Annotated in this window: 24 protein-coding genes; 9 read left to right on the top strand and 15 right to left on the bottom strand. The window is 70.8% G+C overall.

Annotation, left to right across the window (positions count from 1 at the left end):
* Positions 1-76: 76 nt before the first annotated feature.
* The 9 genes from OG329_RS23660 to OG329_RS23620 form a co-directional block, all read right to left on the bottom strand.
* Complete coding sequence (locus OG329_RS23660; RefSeq protein ID WP_405797868.1) at positions 77-3,187, bottom strand: sacsin N-terminal ATP-binding-like domain-containing protein; 3,111 nt, start codon at positions 3,185-3,187, stop codon at positions 77-79.
* Between the two features lie 107 nt (positions 3,188-3,294).
* Positions 3,295-4,101 (bottom strand): hypothetical protein, encoded by an 807-nt coding sequence (locus tag OG329_RS23655; RefSeq protein ID WP_405797866.1) that lies wholly within the window; start codon positions 4,099-4,101, stop codon positions 3,295-3,297.
* 186 nt (positions 4,102-4,287) lie between these two features.
* Entirely contained in the window at positions 4,288-5,277 is a 990-nt protein-coding gene (locus OG329_RS23650; protein WP_405797865.1) for a hypothetical protein, read from the bottom strand.
* Positions 5,274-5,729 (bottom strand): NUDIX domain-containing protein, encoded by a 456-nt coding sequence (locus tag OG329_RS23645; protein ID WP_405797863.1) that lies wholly within the window; start codon positions 5,727-5,729, stop codon positions 5,274-5,276. Before OG329_RS23645 ends, OG329_RS23650 begins: the two co-directional genes overlap by 4 nt.
* Before the next feature lie 72 nt (positions 5,730-5,801).
* Positions 5,802-6,002 (bottom strand): hypothetical protein, encoded by a 201-nt coding sequence (locus OG329_RS23640; protein ID WP_405797862.1) that lies wholly within the window; start codon positions 6,000-6,002, stop codon positions 5,802-5,804.
* 115 nt (positions 6,003-6,117) lie between these two features.
* Complete coding sequence (locus OG329_RS23635) at positions 6,118-6,960, bottom strand: helix-turn-helix domain-containing protein (protein ID WP_405797861.1); 843 nt, start codon at positions 6,958-6,960, stop codon at positions 6,118-6,120.
* On the bottom strand, positions 6,957-7,112 hold the full coding sequence (locus OG329_RS23630; protein WP_405801982.1) for a DUF6879 family protein: 156 nt from the start codon (positions 7,110-7,112) through the stop codon (positions 6,957-6,959). The genes OG329_RS23635 and OG329_RS23630 overlap by 4 nt, the downstream gene beginning before the upstream one ends.
* A gap of 99 nt (positions 7,113-7,211) precedes the next feature.
* Positions 7,212-7,871 (bottom strand): GntR family transcriptional regulator, encoded by a 660-nt coding sequence (locus OG329_RS23625; RefSeq protein ID WP_405797860.1) that lies wholly within the window; start codon positions 7,869-7,871, stop codon positions 7,212-7,214.
* 257 nt (positions 7,872-8,128) lie between these two features.
* A complete protein-coding gene (locus tag OG329_RS23620; RefSeq protein ID WP_405797859.1) occupies positions 8,129-8,929 on the bottom strand; it encodes a GntR family transcriptional regulator in 801 nt (266 codons plus the stop codon).
* 99 nt (positions 8,930-9,028) lie between these two features.
* Between OG329_RS23620 and OG329_RS23615 the strand changes: the two genes are divergently transcribed.
* Both OG329_RS23615 and OG329_RS23610 read left to right on the top strand, forming a co-directional pair.
* Entirely contained in the window at positions 9,029-9,382 is a 354-nt protein-coding gene (locus OG329_RS23615) for a hypothetical protein (protein ID WP_405797858.1), read from the top strand.
* A 92-nt stretch (positions 9,383-9,474) separates the two neighbouring features.
* Entirely contained in the window at positions 9,475-9,831 is a 357-nt protein-coding gene (locus OG329_RS23610; RefSeq protein ID WP_405797856.1) for a hypothetical protein, read from the top strand.
* Here OG329_RS23610 and OG329_RS23605 read toward each other — a convergent pair.
* On the bottom strand, positions 9,768-10,040 hold the full coding sequence (locus OG329_RS23605; protein WP_405797855.1) for a hypothetical protein: 273 nt from the start codon (positions 10,038-10,040) through the stop codon (positions 9,768-9,770). The genes OG329_RS23610 and OG329_RS23605 overlap by 64 nt on opposite strands.
* Between OG329_RS23605 and OG329_RS23600 the strand changes: the two genes are divergently transcribed.
* Both OG329_RS23600 and OG329_RS23595 read left to right on the top strand, forming a co-directional pair.
* A complete protein-coding gene (locus tag OG329_RS23600) occupies positions 9,976-10,365 on the top strand; it encodes a hypothetical protein (protein WP_405802242.1) in 390 nt (129 codons plus the stop codon). The two genes, OG329_RS23605 and OG329_RS23600, sit on opposite strands and share 65 nt — an antisense overlap.
* Positions 10,362-10,811 (top strand): nuclear transport factor 2 family protein, encoded by a 450-nt coding sequence (locus tag OG329_RS23595; RefSeq protein WP_405797854.1) that lies wholly within the window; start codon positions 10,362-10,364, stop codon positions 10,809-10,811. Before OG329_RS23600 ends, OG329_RS23595 begins: the two co-directional genes overlap by 4 nt.
* 59 nt (positions 10,812-10,870) lie before the next feature.
* Here OG329_RS23595 and OG329_RS23590 read toward each other — a convergent pair whose 3' ends face one another.
* From OG329_RS23590 to OG329_RS23575, 4 genes are all read right to left on the bottom strand, one after another.
* A complete protein-coding gene (locus OG329_RS23590) occupies positions 10,871-11,575 on the bottom strand; it encodes a L,D-transpeptidase family protein (protein WP_405797853.1) in 705 nt (234 codons plus the stop codon).
* A gap of 117 nt (positions 11,576-11,692) precedes the next feature.
* The gene (locus tag OG329_RS23585) at positions 11,693-13,852 is read right to left on the bottom strand and encodes a choice-of-anchor A family protein (RefSeq protein ID WP_405797851.1); all 2,160 of its coding nucleotides are present in this window, start codon (positions 13,850-13,852) and stop codon (positions 11,693-11,695) included.
* A gap of 178 nt (positions 13,853-14,030) precedes the next feature.
* The gene (locus tag OG329_RS23580) at positions 14,031-14,738 is read right to left on the bottom strand and encodes an HNH endonuclease (RefSeq protein ID WP_405797849.1); all 708 of its coding nucleotides are present in this window, start codon (positions 14,736-14,738) and stop codon (positions 14,031-14,033) included.
* Between the two features lie 255 nt (positions 14,739-14,993).
* Positions 14,994-15,893 carry a DUF3027 domain-containing protein gene (locus OG329_RS23575; protein WP_405797848.1) on the bottom strand — a complete coding sequence of 300 codons (900 nt, stop codon included), beginning with the start codon at positions 15,891-15,893 and terminating at the stop codon, positions 14,994-14,996.
* 418 nt (positions 15,894-16,311) lie between these two features.
* On the opposite strand from OG329_RS23575, the gene OG329_RS23570 reads away from it, so the two are divergent.
* The 5 genes from OG329_RS23570 (at position 16,312) to OG329_RS23550 (ending at position 20,958) form a co-directional block, all read left to right on the top strand.
* Positions 16,312-17,661 carry an MFS transporter gene (locus tag OG329_RS23570; protein ID WP_405797846.1) on the top strand — a complete coding sequence of 450 codons (1,350 nt, stop codon included), beginning with the start codon at positions 16,312-16,314 and terminating at the stop codon, positions 17,659-17,661.
* 27 nt (positions 17,662-17,688) lie between these two features.
* Positions 17,689-18,180 carry a DUF2771 domain-containing protein gene (locus OG329_RS23565; RefSeq protein WP_405797845.1) on the top strand — a complete coding sequence of 164 codons (492 nt, stop codon included), beginning with the start codon at positions 17,689-17,691 and terminating at the stop codon, positions 18,178-18,180.
* A gap of 43 nt (positions 18,181-18,223) precedes the next feature.
* Positions 18,224-18,925, top strand: coding sequence for a futalosine hydrolase (locus tag OG329_RS23560; protein ID WP_405797844.1), 702 nt, complete (start codon positions 18,224-18,226; stop codon positions 18,923-18,925).
* Positions 18,922-19,782: a 1,4-dihydroxy-6-naphthoate synthase gene (locus OG329_RS23555; RefSeq protein WP_405797842.1), complete on the top strand. Its 861-nt coding sequence runs from the start codon at positions 18,922-18,924 to the stop codon at positions 19,780-19,782. The genes OG329_RS23560 and OG329_RS23555 overlap by 4 nt, the downstream gene beginning before the upstream one ends.
* A 147-nt stretch (positions 19,783-19,929) precedes the next feature.
* Positions 19,930-20,958 (top strand): questin oxidase family protein, encoded by a 1,029-nt coding sequence (locus tag OG329_RS23550; protein ID WP_405797840.1) that lies wholly within the window; start codon positions 19,930-19,932, stop codon positions 20,956-20,958.
* Between the two features lie 107 nt (positions 20,959-21,065).
* Here OG329_RS23550 and OG329_RS23545 read toward each other — a convergent pair whose 3' ends face one another.
* Positions 21,066-21,605 carry a TetR/AcrR family transcriptional regulator gene (locus OG329_RS23545; protein ID WP_405797839.1) on the bottom strand — a complete coding sequence of 180 codons (540 nt, stop codon included), beginning with the start codon at positions 21,603-21,605 and terminating at the stop codon, positions 21,066-21,068.
* Positions 21,606-21,673: the final 68 nt, after the last annotated feature.

The following is a 21,673-nucleotide window of genomic DNA, read 5'->3' as shown; positions in this document are numbered from 1 at the left end:
TGGTTGTACAGAAGGTGCGACTTTCGTGAAGATCGCACCTTCCGTCGCAAGCGTGGGCGATCGCGGTGCGCAGTCCTCAGTCGAACCAGCGGTCCCGCGCCAGCTCCTCCGTGCGCGACGCGTCCTCCAGCAGCGCGGCCACCTCGAAGCGGCGCGGCCACTGGCCCGCCGCCCACGCCAGCCCGGCGGCGACGCCCTCCACCGTGGACGCGTGGACCGTGCCGTCCGGCGTGCGCCGCCAGTGAAGCTCCACGCCGCCCGCGACCAGTTGCTCGTGCTCGGTGTACGTGTCGGGCGTGCCCGCGCCGAGCAGTACGTGGACGGACTCCGGGACCTCGTACTCCTCACCCCGCGTCGTCACCTCCGCCGTGACGCTCTCGCCGAGCCGGGCGACCTGCAACAGCTCCGCGAGATCGGCGGCGCGCGCCGGGGCGACCGGCAGCAGCGGTACTCCGGCGGTCAGCGGCAGCAGGTCGGGCGCGTCCGCGATCACGGCGTCCGCCGCGTCCACGATCCGTACCTCGCCGTCCACGACGGCGCGCAACTCGTCGGGCAGCGTGACCTGTTCGGGGTCGAGCTCGGCGACCGCCGTGTACAGGGCGTGCAGTTGACGTGCCGTCACTTCGCGGTCCGGGTCGGCCAGCCGTCCCAACAGCTCGGCCGCGCCGCCGGGTTCGTCGAGGAGCGCGGCGACCGACGTCCGTACGCCCAGGGCGCGCAGCACCTGGGTGTCCTCGAAGCCGGAGGCGTCCACCGAGTCGTACAGCCCGGCCAGCAGCGGATCGCCGCCCGCCGCGCGCAGTCCGGCCGGGCGGCGCCCGTCGAGCACGGGGTGGTCGCGCAGCCACCAGGCGGTGTACGAGCGCACGCTCTCGGTCGTGCCGTCGGGCAGCAGGACCCGTACCGGCGCGATCAGCGCGTCCCGCAGCGGCGGCTTCGCCAGCAGGGCGAGCGCCTGGGGCCAGGCGTCGTCGTCCACCAGGTCCAGATCGCGTACGGCCACGATCTCGGTGGCGACCGGCGGCACGGGCGTCTCGGGAAGCCGGTCCAGGACGTCCTCGCACCACACGTCGACGGCGTCGAGGAGACCGGGATCGTCGGGCTCGGCGAAGTCGCCGTCGCGGGGCTCCAGTTCGTCGGGATCCAGGACGACGTCCGTGGCGCGTACGAGGGCGAAGTCGGCCAGCACCCCGCAGGCGGCGAGCGGCTGTTCGCCCCAGCGTTCGGCCAAATCGGCGTCGCACAGGGCGAGTTCGTCCTCGCGCATGACGGCGGCGAACGGGCTGCCGGGCAGGACGAGTTCACCGGCGGGGGCCAGTTCGCCGTCCTCGTCGGGCAGGGCGAGGGCGGCCAGCCACGGCTCGTCTCCCGCGTCCAGGTCCGCGTCCCGTACGAGGGCGAGAACGGTCTCGGCCAACTCCTCGGCGTCCAGATGGTTTTGAAGGTCCTCGTCCCACAGCTCCCCGGAGTCCATCGAGGCGGCCACCGCCGCCCGTACCTCCGGGGTCGTCAGTACGGCGCGCGGCGACGCGGGCAGCGCGCCCAGCTTCTCCAGCAGCGGGTGGGCGGCGTCGGGGTGCGCCACCTTCAACCCCAGCCTGGCCAGGTCGGACGGTGTGTCGGCGAGCGGCAGCAGGACCCGCCGGGGGCCCACTGCCGTACGCCCGCTGGCGAGTGGCACCGGCAGTCCGGTCAGCCGGTCCGGGTCGACGCCGGCCAGCGACTCGTACAGCCGCCGCCACCACTCGGGGGCGCGCTCGGCGCCGCCGATGCGTTCGATCGCGTCGCCGAGCGGCAGCCGGCCCACCGTCAGGGACCGTAGTTCCGCACGCCGTTCGAGCCCGGCGGGCAGCAACGTGGGCAGTACTTCGGCCAGTACGCGTACGGTGTCGGCGCCCGCGCCCTCCACGACCTCCGCCTCGAAAGGCCGCAGCGCGGTCAACTCCTCGCTGGGGGCGGCTGGTTCGAGGAAAGCGACGCGCGGCAGGCGCCGCAGGATCGCGGCCCGCAGCAGCCCGTCCAGCTCACCCTTGCCGAGCGGCCCCGGCACCAGGTCGATGGTGCCGGTGGACACCGGCCGCCAGTCGCCGAGCAGTTCGGCGTACGCGTCGGCGGCGCGCTCCACGAGGAAGTCGGTGAGCGGTCCGGGCGCGGGGTGCCGCCGGGTGGTGTCCAGCGGCAGCGAGGCGATCAACAGGGCCGGTACGCCCAGGGGTTCATCGGTCGGTGTGGGGGCGTGCACGACGGGTGCGGTACGGGGACGGGCCGGGGCGCCCTCGTCGTCCACGGGGACGGCCCAGGTGACCGCCCAGTGGGGCCGCAGGCGTTCCTCGACGGGCCGGCCTTCGAGGAGTTCGGGCGCGGTGACCCCGTGATGACTGACGACCCGCCAGCGCCGCACACTGTCCGCCCGGCTGTCCTCCACATGCACATACGCCCCGTGCTCGCCGCGCCTCAACACCCGTTCGCCGTCCGGGGTTTCGACGGCGATCTCGGTGAGGCCCGGCAGGGTCAGCAGCAGCGCGTCGTCAATGGCGGCGAGCAGCCGCTCCACCAGATCGAGCGCGGCCGAGTCCCGCAGGGGCAGGATGACCACGGTGTCGTAACCCTCGGGCGCGCTGCCCTCGGCGGGCAGCGGCAGCCGCAGCAGCGGCACGTGCCCGTCGCGGCGGCGCAGCTCGTCGCCGAGCCCGGGGCTGGCCTGCGCGGCCTCCTGGGCCAGCTCGCGCGCCTCGGCGAGCGACCAGCGCACGCCGCCGTGCCGGCCGACGACGGCCGGTTCGTCACTGACGGCGATGACGGCGGCGAAGCCGACACCGAAGCGCCCGACGGCGGACTCGTGCCCCTCGCGCTTGGCGGAGGCGCGCAGCGTGCTGAGCGATTCGACACCGGTCGCGTCGAGGGGCGCGCCGGTGTTGGCGGCCACGAGCACGGCGGGCTCCCGCGCCGTGGCGGGCCGCAGGGTGAGCCGGAGCCGACCGGGGGTGCCGGCGCGGGCGGCGGCGTCGGCGGCGTTCTGCGCCAGCTCGACGATCAGGCGGTCACGGTAGCCGCCGAGCGCGAGGTCTTCCTCGGCGTTGGCGTCCTCCCGGAAGCGGGCGGGCCCCGCACCCCACGAGGCCAGTACCGCACGCCGCAGCCGAGCCGTTCCGAACGGGTCGGCCCCCTCGGTCGTCGTGACGCTCACCCTGTGACTCCGCTCTGTCCGCGTACCGGTCCCGCATCGGTCCCGTATCGGTAAGTGTGCGGGCCCGAACGTACCGCGCGGCACGCCTCGGGTGGGGTGCGGGGTTGCTACGCGCCGCTGGTAGCTCGGGGCCGTAGACGGTGATACATCCGCACCGCCGCGTACCCCACGACGGGGACGCCGACAGCGGGCACGATCCACCACTCGACGCCGATCCACACGGCCGGGAGCCCCACCGCGAAGCAGGTGACGACGCTGGTGATGAGCAGCCGTTTGCCGTACGGATTCCAGGTGAACGGCTCGTAGCCACGGGGCTTGACGACGCGCACCGCGCCGAACACGAACCCTTGAGCCGCGAGGAACGCGGCGAGCATGCCGAGGGCGGCGTTCATCTCAAGCTCGTCACGGGGCGCCTGGGAGCTGTTCTGCCGGACCCCGTCCTTGCTGAGCGACATGATCTCGCGGTGCCAGACGGCGGCCGTGACCTGATCTCCCGGCTTCAGTTGCTCAAGGAGCGGTCCCGGGTCACCGAAGTCCACGACGCCCCGCCAGGAGTCCTTGTCCTTCACGGTCGCCTCGTAGGTGGAAGACTTCCCGGATTTGACGACCGTCTTGACGACGGTGAAATGCCAGGTGCTCACGCAGTCGCGCTTCACCTGCTCCGTCGCACGCGTGGGACATGGCTCGGCCGCCTGATGGTCCTGGTAGCGCTCGCGGTCGGTGGGCAGCCACACGGCGAACGCGATGTAGCAGAGCACGGCCGGTACCACCGACAGCAGGACCAACAGCCCACCCACAAACCGCACCCGCCCCGGCGACGGCCGACCGGCACGCTCCTTGCCCTTGCCGCTGCCCTTGCCTGGCGGCCGGCCACCCGGACCCATGTTGTGAATGCTCGGTTGCGTTGTCGGCATCGCCCACCCCCTCGACACCAGCTTCCTTCTTCCGGAAGCGGGAACGCATCGGGGTGGCACGGCAATGGTGAGGGGGTGCCGGCTTCCGCATCCCGGCAATCCTGGCACGATGAGGGGGCCATCGCCCTACGGAGTGGCACCGGCACCCGGCGACGCCGCGCATGGACGGGGTCGGCGAGAGACCGCCTACGCGGTCAAGCCAGGTTCGAAGTACCCCGGGGTGCGGAACAGGCCCGTGAACGTTCCGGGGCCGTGCCGATCGTCCAGCCATGCCCCCAGCGACGTCACATCACCGCTGATGATGGCCGCGAGAAGGCGCGTGTGGCACTCACTCCCTTCCCCGGGGGCGAACTCCTCAAGGAAGTGCGAGTAACGGCGGTTGACGCCCTTCTCGTAACCGCTGAGGGCCGCCCCGTACCGCGTCTGCTCTTCGCTTTCCGGTACGTCCACCACGCGCCGGATGTCGTCTTCCGTCAGCGTCCCCGTCAGGTCCCTGAAGGCGAGGGAGCCGGGAGCGTCCGAGGGTTCCGCCACGCCAAAGCGTTCCGCCGTCTGCCGGGTGACGGCGCGCGCTTCTTTGTCGCACGCGCCTTCCATGACAATTCCCACGTTGCGCGTGTGGTGGCTTCCGCGCCGGTCCGCTGCCGAGTAGGACTGCCCGGTTGCGCGGCGGTAGTTGATTCCGTATTGAGTACGGACAGGGACGCCCGCCACTTCCACGTACCGCCGACGCGCCCCGTAGTGAAGGCAGTCATGGGCGTACGCGCGCAGCAGGTCAAGAAGTGCCAGCGCAGGATTTTCGGGATTCTGCCTTTCCATGGGCCCGTACATGGTGATGACGGCCACCATTTGAAGGTGCCGGTATCCCTGGTCCGGGTGATGGAATCCGCCGAAGGCACCGGCGCGCGAGGAGTCGCAGCCCACCAACACGCGGTCGAGCGGCAACATCTTCGCCAACCCGTACCCGACGTACCGGCGTCTGGCGTTTTCGACACCGGCATGAAAGGGCGTGGTGTCGATTCCGGCTGCCGCCCACCGGCTGAGCATTTCCGAGAGGGGCCGGAACACATGGGCGGGGTGCTTCGCGGTCAGCGGTGACACATCGGCGCGCATCGCCGCCAGTGTCGCCATTGCCTTGGCGCCGGTGACGGACTCGTTCGGGGCGAGTTCCGTCAAGTCGGTGAGCCAGCCTTGATGAGTTGGACGTGGGACTCCTGCATCCCCTCCGGGAGCGCGTCCGGACTGAACCATTTCGCCTGCAGAATCTCGAAGCTGTCGAGCTTGAGAGTTCCACCCACGTGAAGGGCCTCGTAGGCGATTTCCACGCGGAGCTTGTAGCCACTGGTCACTTGCACCAGCCGACCCGGGACGACTTCGAGGCCGGTTTCCTCGCGGACCTCACGAACGACGGTCTGCGCGAACTCCTCACTCTTGATCGCGTAACCGGTGGGAAGTCCCCAAGGCCGGTCTGCGGGCCACATGCGGTGCTTGAGGAGCAGGACTTCCCCCGCCTCGTTACGCACCACTCCCGTGACACCGATCATGAATTTGGCGTGCGCGAACCACAGAACACGCCATTGCAGAGGGCCGCGAATGAGCTTCCACATTCGGGCGATGATGTGCTTCATACGCACCCTGTCGATAGGACAAGCGCATCCAACGCTTGCGATGCTGACTCAACCTGCGCCGTGGAGTACGGGTCACGCCTCGCCACAGTCGACGTGCCGGTAGACGACCACCGCAGAGGCGGACCGCCGTTCCAGCGTTCCCCGGCGGCAACGCTCAAGAACTCCGATCGGCTTCGTGCACGCGGGGCACGTCTCGCCCGCTGGGGCATAGGTCGTGTACTCCCGCTGCCACGCGTCCGTGTCGCTCGTGCTGTCGGCCTCGCTCGCGGCCATCGTCGTCCCCTCGCCACATCGTTCCGATGGCAACGACGCTAGGTCCGACTCGCCCCCAACTCCCGCTGTGTTTCTCGATGTTTCTCGCGCCGGCGCACGATCTTCCCCATGGTTCTCACCCGGCGGCAAGCAGCCGGCGAGCGCGGGCCAGAACCCGGTGAGCGTCGGGGCCGTAGGCGGCGGCACTGTTCAGGCGGTCCCAGACTCGCCCGTAAAGCGCCACGTCGGCCGGGTCGTCCAGCCGTAGCTCCGTGCTGATCGTCTCCACCCGGACCAGCCGCTCATCGAAGATCCAGAATCCATGCTTCGGGGTCAGCTCCATGGGTGCGCCAAGAGGGACGATCCCAAGGGAAACCGTGTCCAGACCGATCAGCCCGGCGAGGCGGTCAAACTGCGCGGCCAACGCCTCGGGGGTGCAGGGGCGAGCGTGCAGCGCCCCCTCCCACACGATGACGCGGTGACGCTTCCCGGGCTCGTACAACGTCTCTTGTCGCCTCATGCGGGCGCGTACGGCGGCCTCCGTATCGCGGGGCGTCCGGTGGATCTCAGCGTTGTGGGTCAGCAACGCCCGTGCGTAGTCGGGAGTTTGGAACAGCCCCGGAATCACGGTCGCCTCATAGGCCCGGACCGTCTGCGTCTCGCGGTACTCGACCACCGACTGTTCCTGAATCGGACCGTGTCCGGCGGAGAGTTGACGACGACGGGATTGAACGTGTGTCTGCAGCCCCCGCAATCGGCGCTTCAGGTCCTCGGCCTCTTCAGGGGCATCACAGCCACGGGCCCACTCGTCCAGGTCTTCTGGCGTCGCCGTCTGACGCCCGTTCTCCAGCTTGGACACCTTGGAGTGGGGCCAGTGGCAGCGCGCGGCCAGTTGCCGGCCGGTCAGCCCGGCCCCGGTGCGCAGCTCCCGAAGCCGCACACCAAGTGCTCCACGGGCTCGCTGGAAGTCGGTACTCACACAGCGGAAGGTACCTGCGTAGCGAATTCCTCGTACGCAACAGCGAAGTGCCAGGCACTGTCACGGACTTGGCACGCCTTGAGTACTTCGGCCGGATCGGTGATCAGCTCCAGTCCAGTCGTGCTGCCGTCCTGGTGGTGAAAGCGGGCCAGCCAGTTTCCGCTGTGACTCCCCCCGTCCGCGTACCGCTCCCGTATCGGTCAGTGCGCGGCCCGAAGGTACGGGTGCGGCGACTTCGGCAACCCCGGCCTTCAGGCGAGCGCGAGCGGATGTCCGGGCGCGTAGACGCCCTCCCCCACTCCGATCACGGTGTCCCCGGTGACGTAGACGCTGCGCATCACGAGCAGAGCGTGGTCCCCGTCCAGCCCGAGATCGGCGCGGTCCTGAGCGGTGCTGATCCGGGCGTCCACAACCTTGGAGGCAACCGTCACCGGCTGCCCCGAGCGCTGCTGGTAGATCGCCTGCCACGACGGGTCGCAGGCTTCCGGCTCATCCACTTCGGGCACGATTTCGGCGACATCAAGGCCGACCCAGGACTGCGACGCCTGCAAGATCGTTTCGCCCCGGTTGACTGTCCGCGCGCGGTTCACGCACTCTCCCTCGCCCAGGATGCCGGCGACCCACGGGGGTGCCTCCACCCGGATGCTGTGCTTGTGGTGAATCGTCTCGTCAGTCTGGGTGATCCCCTCCAGGATCCGGCGCGTGCCGGAGATGAGCGCGCGCCGGTCCATGACGAAGACGCCCTTCCCCTGCTGCGAATGGACGTAGCCCTCCGCCTTGAGCAGTCCGATGGCGCGGTACACCGCGTTGTCGGACAGGTTGAACTGCTGCATGAGGAAGCGGGTCGGGGGGATCTTGTCGCCTGCCTTGAGCGTTCCCGCGTCAATCCGCGCCTTCAGGTAGGCGGCCATGCCTGCGACGGTCCCGGGCACTGGGCCTCCTTCGAGTACTTCCTATCGGATGTCCCTTGACGATAGCCCACAAACCCTTCTAACTTCCCATAGGAAGTCACTTCCTATGGGAAGTTTGCGCGGCGTCGTCAGCCACTTATCGGCGCGATGTCACCTGCACGTGGACAGAGGAGCGGGCCATGATCAGCGAGACGCCACCGAAAGTGGGGGCCTCGGTTGTGGATTCCGCTGCGGGCAGACTGACCGAGTACTGGGGTTCAGTCGTCCAGGTCGATGACGAAGTCAACAACCGTGGTGTCCCCTCTGCGGACGATCGGATGTGCGACCTCCACAACACGTCCGCTGTCCGCGATGTGCCGTCGCGTGTACCGCAACACCGGGACCCCGGCGCCGATACGCAGAGTCGCAGCCTCGGCCTCGGTCGGCATCGCCGCCGTGAAACTCTCGGTGACCCGGTTGACGTGGATACCCAGGCCGCCGAGCTGCGCGCGGGTGCCGCCCGGCCAGGGCTCGTTGATCGGGTCCGCCACGGGTGTGCCGGCGACGTCGGACCAGCGTACGTAGCTGGTGGACATCTGCGTCGGCTGGTCGTTGTCGTGGAAGACGAAGTGCCGGGCGAGCAGCCGTTCGCCCGGCTCGCACTCGAACAGCGCGGCCAACTCGGCGTCGGCCTGGACGCGTTCGTACCGCTTGTCGAGCCGGTACTCGGACCAGCCGATGCCCTGATCGCGGGTGTACGGCGTGGCCCTGGCACCGGGAGCGGCGCGATACCGGTCGGCAGCCATGCGGTGAACGGGCGGCTGCGGCCTCACCCGGGTCCCGGCCCGCGCCTTGGACTCGATCAGCCCCTCGTTGCGCAGCAGGCTGAGCGCGTTGCGGATCGTCGTCTCCGACACGCGGTACGCCTCGCACAGCGCGGGAAGCGTGGGCAGTCGGTCGCCGGGCCCGTACTCACCGGAGGAGATGCGGCGCCGCAGGTCAGCGGCGATCCGCAGGTACTCGGGCTGTGCCACCGCCACACCACCGTCCTCAATGATCGTGTCAATCTGTACACACATACTCTCCCCTCCCGCTTGACCAGCGCCAACTCGCGCGACAATCTGAGTACAGAAAAGCATTATCCGTACTCAGATAGCCATGGAAGCCGAGGGACAGTCATGTCCGAATCGGGACACACCTGGCGCCTGGTCTTCAAGGGTCACCCTGCCGAGGCCGTCCGCGTCCGCCAGTGGACCGGGGACCGCCTCACGCACAGGGACGCCCCCGCCATCGCGAATGAACTGTTCATCGCGATCCTCGGCAACTCACCCGCCCGGTGCTCCGCCGCCATCGAGATCACCCTCTCGACCGCCGGCCGACGCGCACGCATCAGCGCAGACGGCGCCCACCCCCTGCCGATGCTCCAGACCCACGGACCGGGCGCTCTGATCATCGCCCGACTGTCGCAGTCGTCCGGCGTCACCGCCGACGGGTACGGCCTGTGGGCCCAGTTACACCAGGAGTCGGATTGATGCCCAACCAGACGCATTGCGGACCTCGACGGGGCCGCGCCCGCCCGTACCACCGAAAAGACATCACCTACATCTAGGCAGAGGAGCGAGCAATGATCGGCGAGACGCCACCGGAAGTGGGGGCCTCGGTTCTCGACATCGCCATGGGCAGACTGGCCGAGTACCGAGCTACGGTCGCCGGGCTGTGGCGGCTGCGGTCCTATCTGGGTGCGGACCAGTGGGACGCACGTCCCGAGGACGTACGGCGGGCGGAAGAAGTCCACGCGCCGGGCGGTGTCGCGATCCCAGAGGCGCACGCGGAGTGCGAGGAGTGTGACGCCTGGTGGTGGGCCGAGCAACTTGCTTTAGGCGAGGAGGAGTTGAGCGAGGCCGTCGACTGCCGCGTCTACCTCGAACGGCACCACCACGCGGCGCACGGCGGCACCACAAGTACGGCGCGCCCGGCCTGACAAGCCCGTCCGGCGATTGAGGACGAAACCGGACACCGGGCGGACCCGCTTACGTGCGTCGGGGGCTCAGTCGTGGTGTCCCCTCTGCGCACGATCGGATGTGCGACCTCCACGACACGTCCGGTGTCCGCGATGTGCCGTCGCGTGTACCGCAGCACCGGGACCCCGGCGCCGATACGCAGAGTCGCAGCCTCGGCCTCGGTCGGCATCGCCGCCGTGAAACTCTCGGCGACGCGCCTGACGTGGCATCTGCGTTGGCTGGTCGTTGTCGTGGAAGACGAAGTGCCGGGCGAGCAGCCGTCCGCCCGGCTCGCACTCGAACAGCGCGGCCAACTCGGCGTTGGCCCGGACCCGTTCGAACCGCTTGTCGAGCCGGTACTCGGGCTGTGCCACCGCCACACCACCGTCCTCAATGATCGCGTCAATCCGTACGCATATGTTCTCCCGCGTCGATCCGAAGGGAGTACGGCGCCCAGGACGATGTCTGATTTCCGCGAGCACGATGCGCCTTCGCTGATCACGCTGAAGCCATGACGATGTCATCTCCTACAGACTCAGTAACAGTCCTCACCGGCATGTACGCGGCTGAGGCCGAGTACCTGGCGGCCGGCGGCCCTGGCGAGGCCTCGTTCGACTTGCTCGCCCCGTTCTTCGCGTCGGATGTCGAGCTGCATCAAGCGGATGCTCTGCCGTACGGAGGTACTTGGCGTGGGCACGAAGGACTGACGCGGTTCTTTCTCACCATGGGACAGGTCTGGGAGACGTTCGACATGGTGGAGCAGGAGTTTCTTGCCACCGGTGAGACCGCGGTCGTACTCACTCAAATCCGTGCTCGCGCTCGTGCGACCGGCCGTGAACTCAGCTTCCCGATTCTGCAAACGGTCACGGTCAAGGAGGGACGGATCACCGAGGTCCGTCCGTTCTACTGGGACACTCGGGCTATCGCCGACGCCTGCGCCGCGTCCGCGCCGACAGACTGAGACTGAGACCGACTGCGAATCCGCCGGTGACAGCCGGCAGGCTCACAGCCGGCAGGCCCTCAGCCGACCGTGCCCGGCTTCGTACCCCAGATGTACAGCGCGTCGTCGACCGCCAGCAGGTCCCACAAGGTCGCCGCGTCCGCGAGGCGCAGGTTTACGCAGCCCGCCGAGCCGCCGCCGTCGAACAGGTCGTCGGGGCGGCCGTGCAGTGCCTGGCCGCCGTTGAAGAACTGCGAGTACGGCATGGGCGCGTTGTCGTAGATCGTGGAGACGTGGTGGCGGTCCCGCCAGTAGATGGCCTGCCAGCCGGTGCGGGTCTCCTCGTTGTCGCGGCCCGTGCGGATCGGTACGGGGTGGAAGACGACCTTCTTCGCGACCTGGACCCACAGGAGTTGACGGTCGAGGTCGACGCACGTGACCCGGTAGGAGCGCTCGGGGCAGACACCGGCGGCGTTGGGGTTGGCGCGGGCCTTGACGGCCGTCATCGTGCGGTACGTGACGAGGTTGGCGTAGCCGTCGGCGGGGTTGATCGACTCGGACCGCTGGAAGGTGCGGATCGCCGCGCAGTCCTCGGGGGACTGGACACCGTCCACGGTCCGCTTCAGATACTCCTCCATGGGCCGCTGGTAGGGGCCGGTGGAGGCAGTGCACGTCTCCGCCGCCGCCGTCGGTCCGGGCGTGGCCGTCGCTGTCGCTGTCGCCGTACCGGGAAGCGCCGCCGCCAGTCCCGCGCTCACCAGGGCCAGCACCGCGATCCGTCTCATTGCCGGCCTCCTCGTCGCGTACGTCCGTGACCCCACAGCTATCAGGAGCGGGCCGCCCGCGCCCTCGGAGTGCGCCGAACCGGTGAGGCCGGAGCCTCACCGGTTCGGTAGGAGGGGTTACTTGCCCTTGCCGGGCTCCCCCCGCTTGTTCGCGATCTTGACCGTCACCGTCTCACCGGCGTTCTGCTCGGTGATCACGTACGGGCCCTTCACCGGGTCCGCCGGCAGGACGTAACCCTCGGGTACGGCCGTCTCCAGCAGGTAGTAGCTCCCGAGCGGCAGGTCGTCGAAGACGCACACCCCGACGCGGTCCGTCGAGCAGCCCGGACCGGTGCGGGTGTCCGGCGGTACGATGCCGTTCGGGCGGGTCTGGAGACCCGTGATCCCGTTGGACTCGCGCCACAGCTCGAAGACGGCCCCGGCGAGCGGCTTGCCGTTCTTCGCGTCGGTCTTGGCGACCTTGATGGTCGAGTCCTTCTGCGGCACCGGCGACTTGCGGTTGTCCGCGGTCACGGTGACACCGGCGGTGGCGTTCTCGTCGGTGAGCACCAGCGGGCCGAACACCGAGGGGGCGGGCAGCTCGTACCCGGCGGGTGCGGCCGTCTCGCGCCAGTAGTACGTGCCGGTTTCGACGGTCTTGGCGCACTGTCCGTTGGCGCCGGTCGTGCAGGAAGCGCCGATCGGGGTGTCGGGGGTGGTACCGGTGGTCTGGAGACCGGCGACGCCGTTGGTCTCCTCCCACAGCTCGAACACCGCGCCCGGCAGCACCGCACCGCTCTCCGCGTCCTTCTTGACCACCGTCACCGCACCCGTGACCGGGGTCTTCTCGTCCTCGACCGTGATGCTGACGCCGTCCGGGATCTGCGCCGGAGTCAGCGTCACCGGCCCGAAGACCGTCTGCGGAGGCAGCTCGTAGCCCGGCGGCGCGGCCGTCTCCCGCCAGTAGTACGTACCGAGGTCCACGGTCTTCGAGCACTCACCGTTGGCGCCGGTCGTGCAGGAAGCGCCCACCTGGGTGTCGGGAGTGGCACCGGTGGTCTGAAGACCGGCGACGCCGTTGGTCTCCTCCCACAGCTCGAACACCGCGCCCGGCAGCACCGCACCGCTCTGCGCGTCCTTCTTGACCACCGTCACCGGAGCCTGGGCCGGCGGGACCGTGCAGTCCGGCAGATCGCCGTCGAACGGGTAGGAGTGCATCTCCTGGCCGCCGCCCCCGCTCGCCGCGCTGGTGTGGGTGAGCGAACCGGTCGTGAAGAAGCGGCCGTTGACACCCGGCAGCGTGATCGTGGTCTCCGAGGCCGGGTTGCCGATCAGGACGCTGCCCTGGAACTGGCCGGTGCCGGCCAGATTCACCGTCGTGGCGTCCGGGAAGTTCCACAGCAGGCGCGGGCGGAGCTGGTTCAGCGGGTCGGTGTCCGCGATGCCGCCGCTGTACGTGCTGAGTGTGCGGGTGGTCCCGAGGACGTTGACCAGGACCGTGGCGCCCGCGGGGATGTTCCGGAAGACGAGGCCCTGCTGGGCACCGGTGCTCGTGGTCATGTCGAAGTCGACGTTGAAGACCTGGAGCGCCGAGGTGTTGTCGCCGGTGAAGAGGGTCTGGCCGCCCTGGTTGACGGCGGTGCCGGTGGCGGGCCGGGGTCCGGTGGCGTCGCGCGCGTAACACTGGCTCGCCGTCGTGAGCTGGCCGGGCAGCTCGCTGTACGGTGCGGCGGCGTCCGGGTCGGCGACGACCGTGCCGGCGATGGTGCCGGTGGCCGTGCCCGCGTGCCGGACGACTCCGCCCTCGGCGAGCAGGCGCTGGCCGGTGGCCACGGAGACGTTGCCGCCCGTGGTGAGGAAGTCCGCGCCGTCCGGCGGGGGGACCCGTGAGCCGACGCCCACGATGCCGACGTTGTAGACGGCGCTGCCGCCGGCACTCTTGTTCTGGTCGAAGTCGCCCAGGACGACGAGGCGGCCCTCGGCCTCGGCGGCACGCCCGCGTACGCGGTAGTCGCCGCCCGCGAAGATGTTGATGCCGTTGTCGCGGCCCGCGATCGGGCCGTTGCTGACCGGCGGGTACGGGTCGGGGCAGTCGCCCGGGACACAGGGGCCCAGACCGCCGGGGAGCGGGGCGGCGACGGCCGGGGTGGCGGTCGCGGTGGCGGCCCCGAGGGCGATGATCGGGGCCGATGCGGCGGCCACGATGTACGCGAGGCCGATGGTGGTCCAGGCGCGGGCCCGCGCGGGCGGGCGTCGGGTGGCGCCCCGGCCTGCCGACCGGGGGAGGAATGGTCTCATACGGGCCGTTGTCGCACGCCCGCGCGAGGTTCCCGCCCGCGGACACCCCACCCGGACCATTTGCCGCATCCGGAATCACCCGGCCGACGCGGTGAGGGGGCCAATGGGGCAGGCGGGGCGAGGCAGGCGGGGGCATGCGGGACTTCGAAGACACGGCCTGGCGGGCGCCGCGCCAGGACTACGCGGGCGCCGGCGTGTAGATCACGACTGTCCGTTCACAGGCGTTGTCGGCGAGCAGCTTCAGGGTCTCCAGCTCGTCCTTGTCGACACTCAGCGACCAGCGGTGCTTCGTGGCCACCCACTCCCCGACGTAGCGGCAGTAGTTGTCCCCCGCGAGGGGGAGCCAGTCGGCCACGTCCTGGGCCGCCTTCTCCCTGACCGTCCGGGCGGTGACCGCCACCAGGGTCGTCGGCACCGCCTGGTCGTTCGCGTACGCCTCACGCCGGGCGGCGGACCAGGTCCTGGCGCCGGAACCCCACGCCTCCGCCAACGGCACGAGGTGATCGACGGTCAGGGCGGCGGTGCCGGTCACGGACTGGTTGTCGTAGTACGAGAGCCACTTGCCCCCCGTGATCTCGCACCCGGCACCGACCTCGGGCGCCTCCACGGCCTCCGCGATCAGCACTTCCTCACGCGTCGTGCACCCGTCGTCCGCGTCCTGCCCCTCGTTCCAGTGCTCGAAGGCCCCGGCCTCGAACCCGGTGCGGTCCTCATCGGCGGTGGGGAGCGTGGACAGGGCGTCTTCGAGCTGCTGGACCACGGCGGCGTGCGCCGGGCGCGCGGCAAGGGGACCGGGGAGGAAACCGAGGGGGAGGAGTACGGGGGTCAGCGCCAGGGACACGGGCACCAGAGTCCGGGCCAGGCGGCGGCTCAGGGAATCAGTCATGCCCCATACGTAGCGGTCGCGGCACCCCCGGTCCGTACGATTGGCCCGCAATCCACCCGTACGGGCAGATCAGGGGCTCGAGCGCGCGGCCCGCACCCCACCAACCACACACCCACCCCACCCCACCCACCAACCCGCGCGCCCGCCCGCCCGGGTAACCCCTGGCCCTCGGTGTGCAACTCGACCATGACGGGGCCCGGCGGGCCGTCGCGGGCCGGCCGGATCCCCGAAGATCCGCGATCCGCCGGACAGGGCCTAGCCGTCCTCCCCCGACGGCCCCAGCGGAAACGCGTCCGCGCCCAGTTCGTCCAGTACGTGCGGTGCCGGGCGCGGTGGCGTCGGCATCACGGCCGCCTCGGAGTGGCCGCCGCAGCCGTACGCCAGCGACACCACCCGGCCGTCCGCCGGCGAGAACTCGTTCGCGCAGACCCCGAACGCCTGCCGCAGCGAGCCCGCGAGCGGCAGGAGGAAGCCGCAGGACACGCACGGCGCGGGCGCCGCCTGGGCCATGGGGGTCTTCGCGCCGAACGCCTCGTCCCAGCGGTCGGCCGCGATGTGGAGCCCGTACCGGGACAGCACTCTGGCCCGGCGCATGCCCAGTTCCTCGGCGACCGCCGCGATGGTGCCCCGGCCGGGGACCGGTGCGGCTTCGTCGCGGGCCGTCTCCTCCGCGTCCTCCGCCTCGACCAGGTCGGCCAGGGCCTGCGGGGTGACGGCGTCCCGCCCGGCCTCGCGAACGGCGGAGTTCGGCGGGGGCGCGTCCTCGCCGCTGTAGCCGGGCTCCAGGCGCAGATCCTCGGCCTCGGTCGGCAGCAGATCGCCGGGGCCCATGTCGCCGGGGCGCAGCCGGTCGCTCCACGGCACCCATTCGGGCGGCTGGAGGGAGTCGGGGCCGGGCAGCAGCACCGTTTCGTCAAGGGTGACGAGTTTGGAGCGGGACGCGCGGGCGACGGTCACCGCCCAGCGCCAGCCGCGGTAGCCCATCTCCTTGCATTCGAACAGATGAGTGACGACGCGGTCGCCCTCGGACACCGCCGACACATGCTCGCCGACGACACCCGGCGCGGCAGCCTCCTCGGCTGCGGCCCTCGCGAGGTCTACCGCCTCGGCGCACAGGCGGTCGGGGGTTCGGCTTCGAGTCGTCGCAGCACTCACAGGTCTCGCTTCTCTCCTACGCCGTTTCACGGGTGCGCCGGCCGATTTGCGATGCACGGGCCGAGGGCGGAGCGGACCAGAGGGCCGCATCGACGTCCACGCCCGACGTCTCTCGGGCACACCTACCGTCAACCATTCTGCGGGATGACGAAGAGGCGCGCGGCCGAGAACAACCGCCGGTGGCGCGCTACGCACGCTACCCCCTTCGTCGCCCGGCGCCCACCTGCGCGCCCTCTTTCCCGGAGTTCGGGCAGCCCGGAGGCCGCGCGACGGCGCGGGAAAGGGCTGGGAGACAGCGGTGAAGGGGACACCTGAGCGGCCGTGAAATCTCGGCAAAGTAATAAGAAGAGGAGCCGAAGTCCGCGCGTCAGAGACGTCGCGGGCGTTCCCCCGCCCGAAGTGGGGGCAGTATGACGGGGTGGCAGCCGCCAGGTCGTCCAAGGGACCCGGACCGTTCCGCAGAGCGGGCCGGACGGTCGGGCGTGCCCTGCATCTGCCGTTCACCGGCACCGCCAGGGGCATCCGCAAGGCCACGCACGCGCACGGCGCGGGCGAGTCCGGTCTCGGCAGGCTGATCGAGCTGCACGCCGTGAACGGCGCGGGTGACGTCATGATCACCGTCGCCCTCGCGTCGACGGTCTTCTTCTCCGTACCGACCGACGAGGCCCGTGGCCGCGTCGCGCTCTATCTCGCCGTCACCATGGCCCCCTTCACGCTCCTCGCCCCGGTGATCGGCCCCCTCCTCGACCGCCTCCCGCACGGCCGCCGGGCCGCGATGGCCGGCGCCATGCTGACCCGGGCGCTGCTCGCGCTGACCATGTCGGGAGCGGTGGCGACGGGCGGACTCGAGCTGTATCCGGCCGCGCTGGGCGTGCTCGTCGCGTCGAAGGCGTACGGGGTCGTGCGCAGCGCCGTCGTGCCACGGCTGCTACCACCGAACTTCTCGCTGGTCCGGGCCAATTCCCGGGTGACGCTCGCGGGGCTGCTCGCGACGGGCGCGGCGGCCCCGATCGGGGCCGGCCTGCATCAGATCGGGCCGCAGTGGCCGCTGTACGGGGCGTTCCTGATCTTCGTCGCGGGTACGTTCCTGGCGTTCACGATGCCGCCGAAGGTGGACTCCGCGAAGGGCGAGCGCAGGGCGCAGCTCGTGGCGCGCACCGGCAAGAAGCGGCCGAGTCTGCGTACGGTCGGCCCGTCCGTCTTCAACGGCCTCCAGGCGAACGCGGCGCATCGCGCGCTCTCCGGGTTCCTGATCTTCTTCCTGGCGTTCCTGCTGCGGCAGCACCCGTTGGCGGGGCAGAGCGCCGCCGTCTCGCTCGCCATCGTGGGTGTCTCCGCCGGCACGGGCAACGCGGTCGGTACGGCGGTGGGCGCCTGGCTCAAGGCCCGCGCCCCCGAGTTGATCATCGTGACCGTGCTGGGTCTCGCGCTCGCGGCGGCGACACTGGCGGCGGTGTTCTTCAGCGGGCTGACGATCGCGGTGCTGGGCACGGTGGCCGGTTTCAGTCAGGCGCTGTCGAAGCTGTCGCTGGACGCGTGCATCCAGCGGGACGTCCCGGAGGAGGTCCGTACGTCCGCCTTCGCGCGCGCCGAGACGCTGCTCCAGATGTCCTGGGTGGTGGGCGGCGCGATCGGTATCGCGCTGCCGCTCAACGGTGTGCTGGGCATGTCCGTCGCCGCCGCTCTGGTGGCGACCGGGGCGCTGTTCTCCGTACGGGGGCTGCTCGGCGCGGCCCGGCACGGCGCGCCGCACCCGCGCGTCGCCTGAGCCGGGCCGGGCGATAGCCTTCGGCTCATGACCGTTGCGTTTATCTCTGCCAGGGTTCGCCGGACCGGTGTCGCGCTCGGCGCCGTGTCCGCGGGCCTGCTCGCCCTCTCGGCCTGCGACAAGCCGACGCCGCTCGCGACGGTGACGATCGGTACGGACTCCGTGCACTCCGAGGCGGCCTGCTACAACGACGGCAAGCCGCTCAACGACCAGGCGGAGCTGGCGACGTGCCTCAACGACACGTCCGGGAGGAAGACGATCTCGGTCTCCCTGGACGACCGGATGCACTTCGGCGTCGACCCGAAGATCGCGGACAACGGCTGGACCTTCTACCTCGACGGACAGCAGGTCGAGGCGGAGCCGAACAACGACACCTACCGCACGATCCAGGCGGGTTCGTTCTTCGCCTCGCAGACGGGCGAGACGATCAAGTCCGTGAATCTCGGAATCGTGGAGACGAGCGAGAAGGACAAGGCGGTCGTCGGAGTCTGGAACTTCGAGTTGAAGACAAAGTCCTGACCCTGGTCCTCACCCTGGTCCTGACCCTGTTGGGGAGGCGTTCGTGCGCGTACTCGTCGTGACGGCCGTGGCGGCGGAGGCCGAAGCGGTCTCGGGCGGGCTCGGTGCGGGGGCCACGGAGCGCGCCCTGCCCGGTGGTTACGCCCTGAGCGCCCACGACCGCCCGAGCGCCGATGTGCTGGCGGCCGGGGTCGGCCCCGCGGCGGCGGCGGCCGGTACGGCGACAGCCCTGGCCTCCGCGTCCCTCTCCCCCGCGCCGTACGACCTGGTCGTCTCCGCCGGTATCGGCGGCGGGTTCCAACCGCTCGCCCCCCTGGGCTCGTTGGTGGTGGCCGACGCGATCGTCGCGGCCGACCTGGGCGCCGAGACGCCCGGTGGTTTCCTCCCGGTGGACGAGCTGGGCTTCGGCCGCACCGTCCACCACCCGCCCCCGGAGCTGGCCGCCCGGATCGCGCACCTGCTGGACGCCGTGCACGCGCCGGTGCTCACCGTGTCCACCGTGACCGGATCGGTCTCCCGTACGGGCGAACTGACGGCCCGTCACCCGCGCGCCGCCGCCGAGGCCATGGAGGGCTTCGGTGTCGCGGAGGCCGCCGCCGCGTACGGGCTGCCGGTGATCGAGATCCGCGCGGTCTCCAACGCCGTTGGCCCGCGCGACCGTTCGGCGTGGCGGATCGGTCCGGCGCTGGACGCGCTGCGGTACGCCTTCCAGCAACTCAGCCCCGTCTTCGAGGAGTCGCCATGAGCCGCGCCGCCGCCGCCCCGCCCCTGCGCATCGCGTACTCGCCCTGCCCCAACGACACGTTCGTCTTCGACGCCTGGGCGCACGGCCGGGTGCCCGGCGCGCCCGAGCTGGACGTGACGTTCGCCGACATCGACATCACCAACGGCATGGCGGAGCGCGGGGAGTTGGACGTACTCAAGGTGTCGTACGCCGTGCTGCCGTGGGTCCTCGACGAGTACACGCTGCTGCCCTGCGGCGGGGCGCTCGGCCGGGGCAACGGTCCGCTGGTCCTGACCCGCGAGCCGGCCGCCGACCTGACCGGGAAGACCGTCGCCGTACCGTCCGAACGCTCCACCGCCTACCTGCTGTTCAGGCTGTGGGCGGCGGAGGTCGTGCCGGGCGCGGTGGGCCGGATCGTGGTCATGCCCTTCCACGAGATCATGCCCGCGGTGCGCGACGGCAGGGTCGACGCGGGGCTCGTCATCCACGAGGCGCGCTTCACGTACCAGGATTACGGGCTGCACCGCCTCGCCGACATGGGCGAGCACTGGGAGTCCACGACGGGCCTGCCGATCCCGCTGGGCGCGATCATCGCGAAGCGGAATCTGGGCCCGGACACGCTCCAACTGCTGGCGGACTCGGCGCGTACGTCGGTCCGTATGGCGTGGGACGACCCGGAGGTGTCCCGGCCGTACGTCCGCGCGCACGCGCAGGAGATGGACCCGGCGGTGGCGGAGCAGCACATCGCTCTGTACGTGAACGAGTTCACCGCCGATCTGGGCCCGGACGGCTACGCGGCGGTGCGCGGCCTGCTCACCCGCGCGTCGGCGGAGGGCCTGGTGCCGCAGCTCTCCCCGGAGGCGCTGTCCTTCGGCTGACGGGCCGGCGGGCCGGCGGGCTGACGGGGCGGCGGGCTGACGGGGCGGCGGGCTGACGGGGCGGGACCTCGGTCCTAGGACCGTAGTTGGGGTGCCTGGTCCGCGCGGCCGATACGCGACGGCAAGAGCCGCCCTAGCGTCGTGGCCATGCCCAACAACGCGAACACGAACGGTGTCCTGGAAGAGGCCCTGGAACGGCTGCACGCCTCGGGCCCCGAGATCTACGAGTGGCGCCTGACCAACCACGCCCCGATGGTGGTCGAGGCCCTGGCCACGCACGGCCGGTCGGCGTCCGTGCACCGCTGGCTGGACGCGTACGAGGAAAGACTCGACGACTTCCCCGACCGGGTGTCCCCCGTCACCGACGCCAACTGGCGTGTGGCGCTGGGCGATACGCGCCGGGGAGCGGACTGGATCGGGTACTTCCTGCGCGCGTTCGAGGAGCGGCCCTGGCGGGATGTGCTCGCCGAGTGGTGGCCCCGGCTGCTGCCCGGTATGTACGGCGGGTCCACCCACCCGGTGATCCGGGTCGGCCACGCCGTACGCGTCATCACCGAGAGTGGCGAGAACGCGCCACGCCTCACCGAACTCGCCCACGGACTCGGCTACTGGGCCGCCCGCCACCGGCAGATCCCCGGAGTCGTCCCACTCTCCGGCGCCCCGGACGCGGACGGCGCGCTGGAGGCCGTACCCGCGATCCGCGACTCCCAGGGCGGCTTCACGGAACGCCTCGCCCAGGTCGACCGCCTGCCGGTGTGGTCCGCGTACGTGACGGACCCGGACGAGGCGCGCCGCCGGCTGACAGAGCTGGTGACGGCGGCGACCCACCGCTACGCCACCCACGGCCACGGCAACGCGACGATGCTGGTCCACGCGGCAACGGCCCCGAACGCGGTGCTGCGCACACTGCCCGCCCTGCCCCGCGCCCTGTGGGTACCGAGCCTCCACGCGGCCTGGACGGCCACGGCGGCGGTGACGTCGATGTACGCCCCGCCCGAGCCGTCCCCGTACACCCCGGCGACGGGCACGACGGCCGAGGAGGTCTTCGAACGCGCGCTGGCCCACGGCGACGAACACGTCATCAAGTTCGCGGACACGGCGGTGGACGTGGGCGACGAACGGGCCCTGACGGCGGCTCTGCGCGCGGTCGAACTGAGCGAGCCGCTGAGCTACTGAGCGAGCCGTTGGGCTACTGAGCTCCGGCTCACCCGGTGAACGCGTACTCAAGCGCGTAAAGATGCCCGGCGGGGATCGGGAGGGACCGGCCGCCGGGCGGGGCGGGGTCAGGTCAGCAGGCCGGCCGCGATCGTCCTGGCGGAGCGGAACGCCTCCGCGTCGCGCTCCCGTACGACGGTGATCGTCGCCCCGTCCATCAGCAGCACGAACTGCCGGGCCAGCGCGTCGCCGTCGGGCCGGCCGGCCCGCGCGAGCAGACCGGCGATGTAGTCCGTGACCGCCCGCTTGTGCTCGACCGCCAGGCGGTGGACCGGGCCGTCGGCGTCGGCGGCCTCCGTCATGGCGTTGGTGAAGGCGCACCCCCGGAAGTCCCCCCGCTCGGCGTCCTGCGCGAGGGCGTCGAAGACGGCCAGCGGCGCACCGCCCCGGGCATCGACCTCCGCCGTCAGCCAGCGGCGCCAACTCGTGTCGCGCTCTTCGAGGACCGCGACGACCAGTTCGTCCTTGCCGGTGAAGTGGCGGTAGAAGGACGCGCGACCGATACCGGAGTCCGCGAGCAGGCGTTCGACGCCGACCGCGCGGATGCCCTCCGCGAAGAAAAGTTCCTTGGCTGCCTCGATGAGGCGCTCGCGAGCGTGGGTGGCCATGCGCCCCACGCTAGCCGACCTTGACGGCAAACGGTACTGATCGGTACCGTCCATTCCCGGAAGACGGT

Source organism: Streptomyces sp. NBC_01506, from assembly GCF_045040295.1.
Classification (GTDB): domain Bacteria; phylum Actinomycetota; class Actinomycetes; order Streptomycetales; family Streptomycetaceae; genus Streptomyces.
The sequence above is the reverse complement of the archived record's forward strand: the minus strand, read 5'-3'. Positions and strand labels throughout refer to the sequence as shown.

Coding starts and splice junctions, on each gene's coding strand:
- OG329_RS23640 (WP_405797862.1), bottom strand. CDS start 6,002: ATGGCCGCGAGCGAGGCCGACAGCACGAGCGACACGGACGCGTGGCAG.
- OG329_RS23590 (WP_405797853.1), bottom strand. CDS start 11,575: ATGAGACGGATCGCGGTGCTGGCCCTGGTGAGCGCGGGACTGGCGGCG.
- OG329_RS23555 (WP_405797842.1), top strand. CDS start 18,922: ATGAGCCGCGCCGCCGCCGCCCCGCCCCTGCGCATCGCGTACTCGCCC.
- OG329_RS23655 (WP_405797866.1), bottom strand. CDS start 4,101: ATGCCGACAACGCAACCGAGCATTCACAACATGGGTCCGGGTGGCCGG.
- OG329_RS23605 (WP_405797855.1), bottom strand. CDS start 10,040: ATGCCGACCGAGGCCGAGGCTGCGACTCTGCGTATCGGCGCCGGGGTC.
- OG329_RS23545 (WP_405797839.1), bottom strand. CDS start 21,605: ATGGCCACCCACGCTCGCGAGCGCCTCATCGAGGCAGCCAAGGAACTT.
- OG329_RS23620 (WP_405797859.1), bottom strand. CDS start 8,929: ATGTGTGTACAGATTGACACGATCATTGAGGACGGTGGTGTGGCGGTG.
- OG329_RS23580 (WP_405797849.1), bottom strand. CDS start 14,738: ATGACTGATTCCCTGAGCCGCCGCCTGGCCCGGACTCTGGTGCCCGTG.
- OG329_RS23565 (WP_405797845.1), top strand. CDS start 17,689: ATGACCGTTGCGTTTATCTCTGCCAGGGTTCGCCGGACCGGTGTCGCG.
- OG329_RS23610 (WP_405797856.1), top strand. CDS start 9,475: ATGATCGGCGAGACGCCACCGGAAGTGGGGGCCTCGGTTCTCGACATC.
- OG329_RS23595 (WP_405797854.1), top strand. CDS start 10,362: ATGACGATGTCATCTCCTACAGACTCAGTAACAGTCCTCACCGGCATG.
- OG329_RS23625 (WP_405797860.1), bottom strand. CDS start 7,871: ATGGCCGCCTACCTGAAGGCGCGGATTGACGCGGGAACGCTCAAGGCA.
- OG329_RS23645 (WP_405797863.1), bottom strand. CDS start 5,729: ATGAAGCACATCATCGCCCGAATGTGGAAGCTCATTCGCGGCCCTCTG.
- OG329_RS23585 (WP_405797851.1), bottom strand. CDS start 13,852: ATGAGACCATTCCTCCCCCGGTCGGCAGGCCGGGGCGCCACCCGACGC.
- OG329_RS23615 (WP_405797858.1), top strand. CDS start 9,029: ATGTCCGAATCGGGACACACCTGGCGCCTGGTCTTCAAGGGTCACCCT.
- OG329_RS23550 (WP_405797840.1), top strand. CDS start 19,930: ATGCCCAACAACGCGAACACGAACGGTGTCCTGGAAGAGGCCCTGGAA.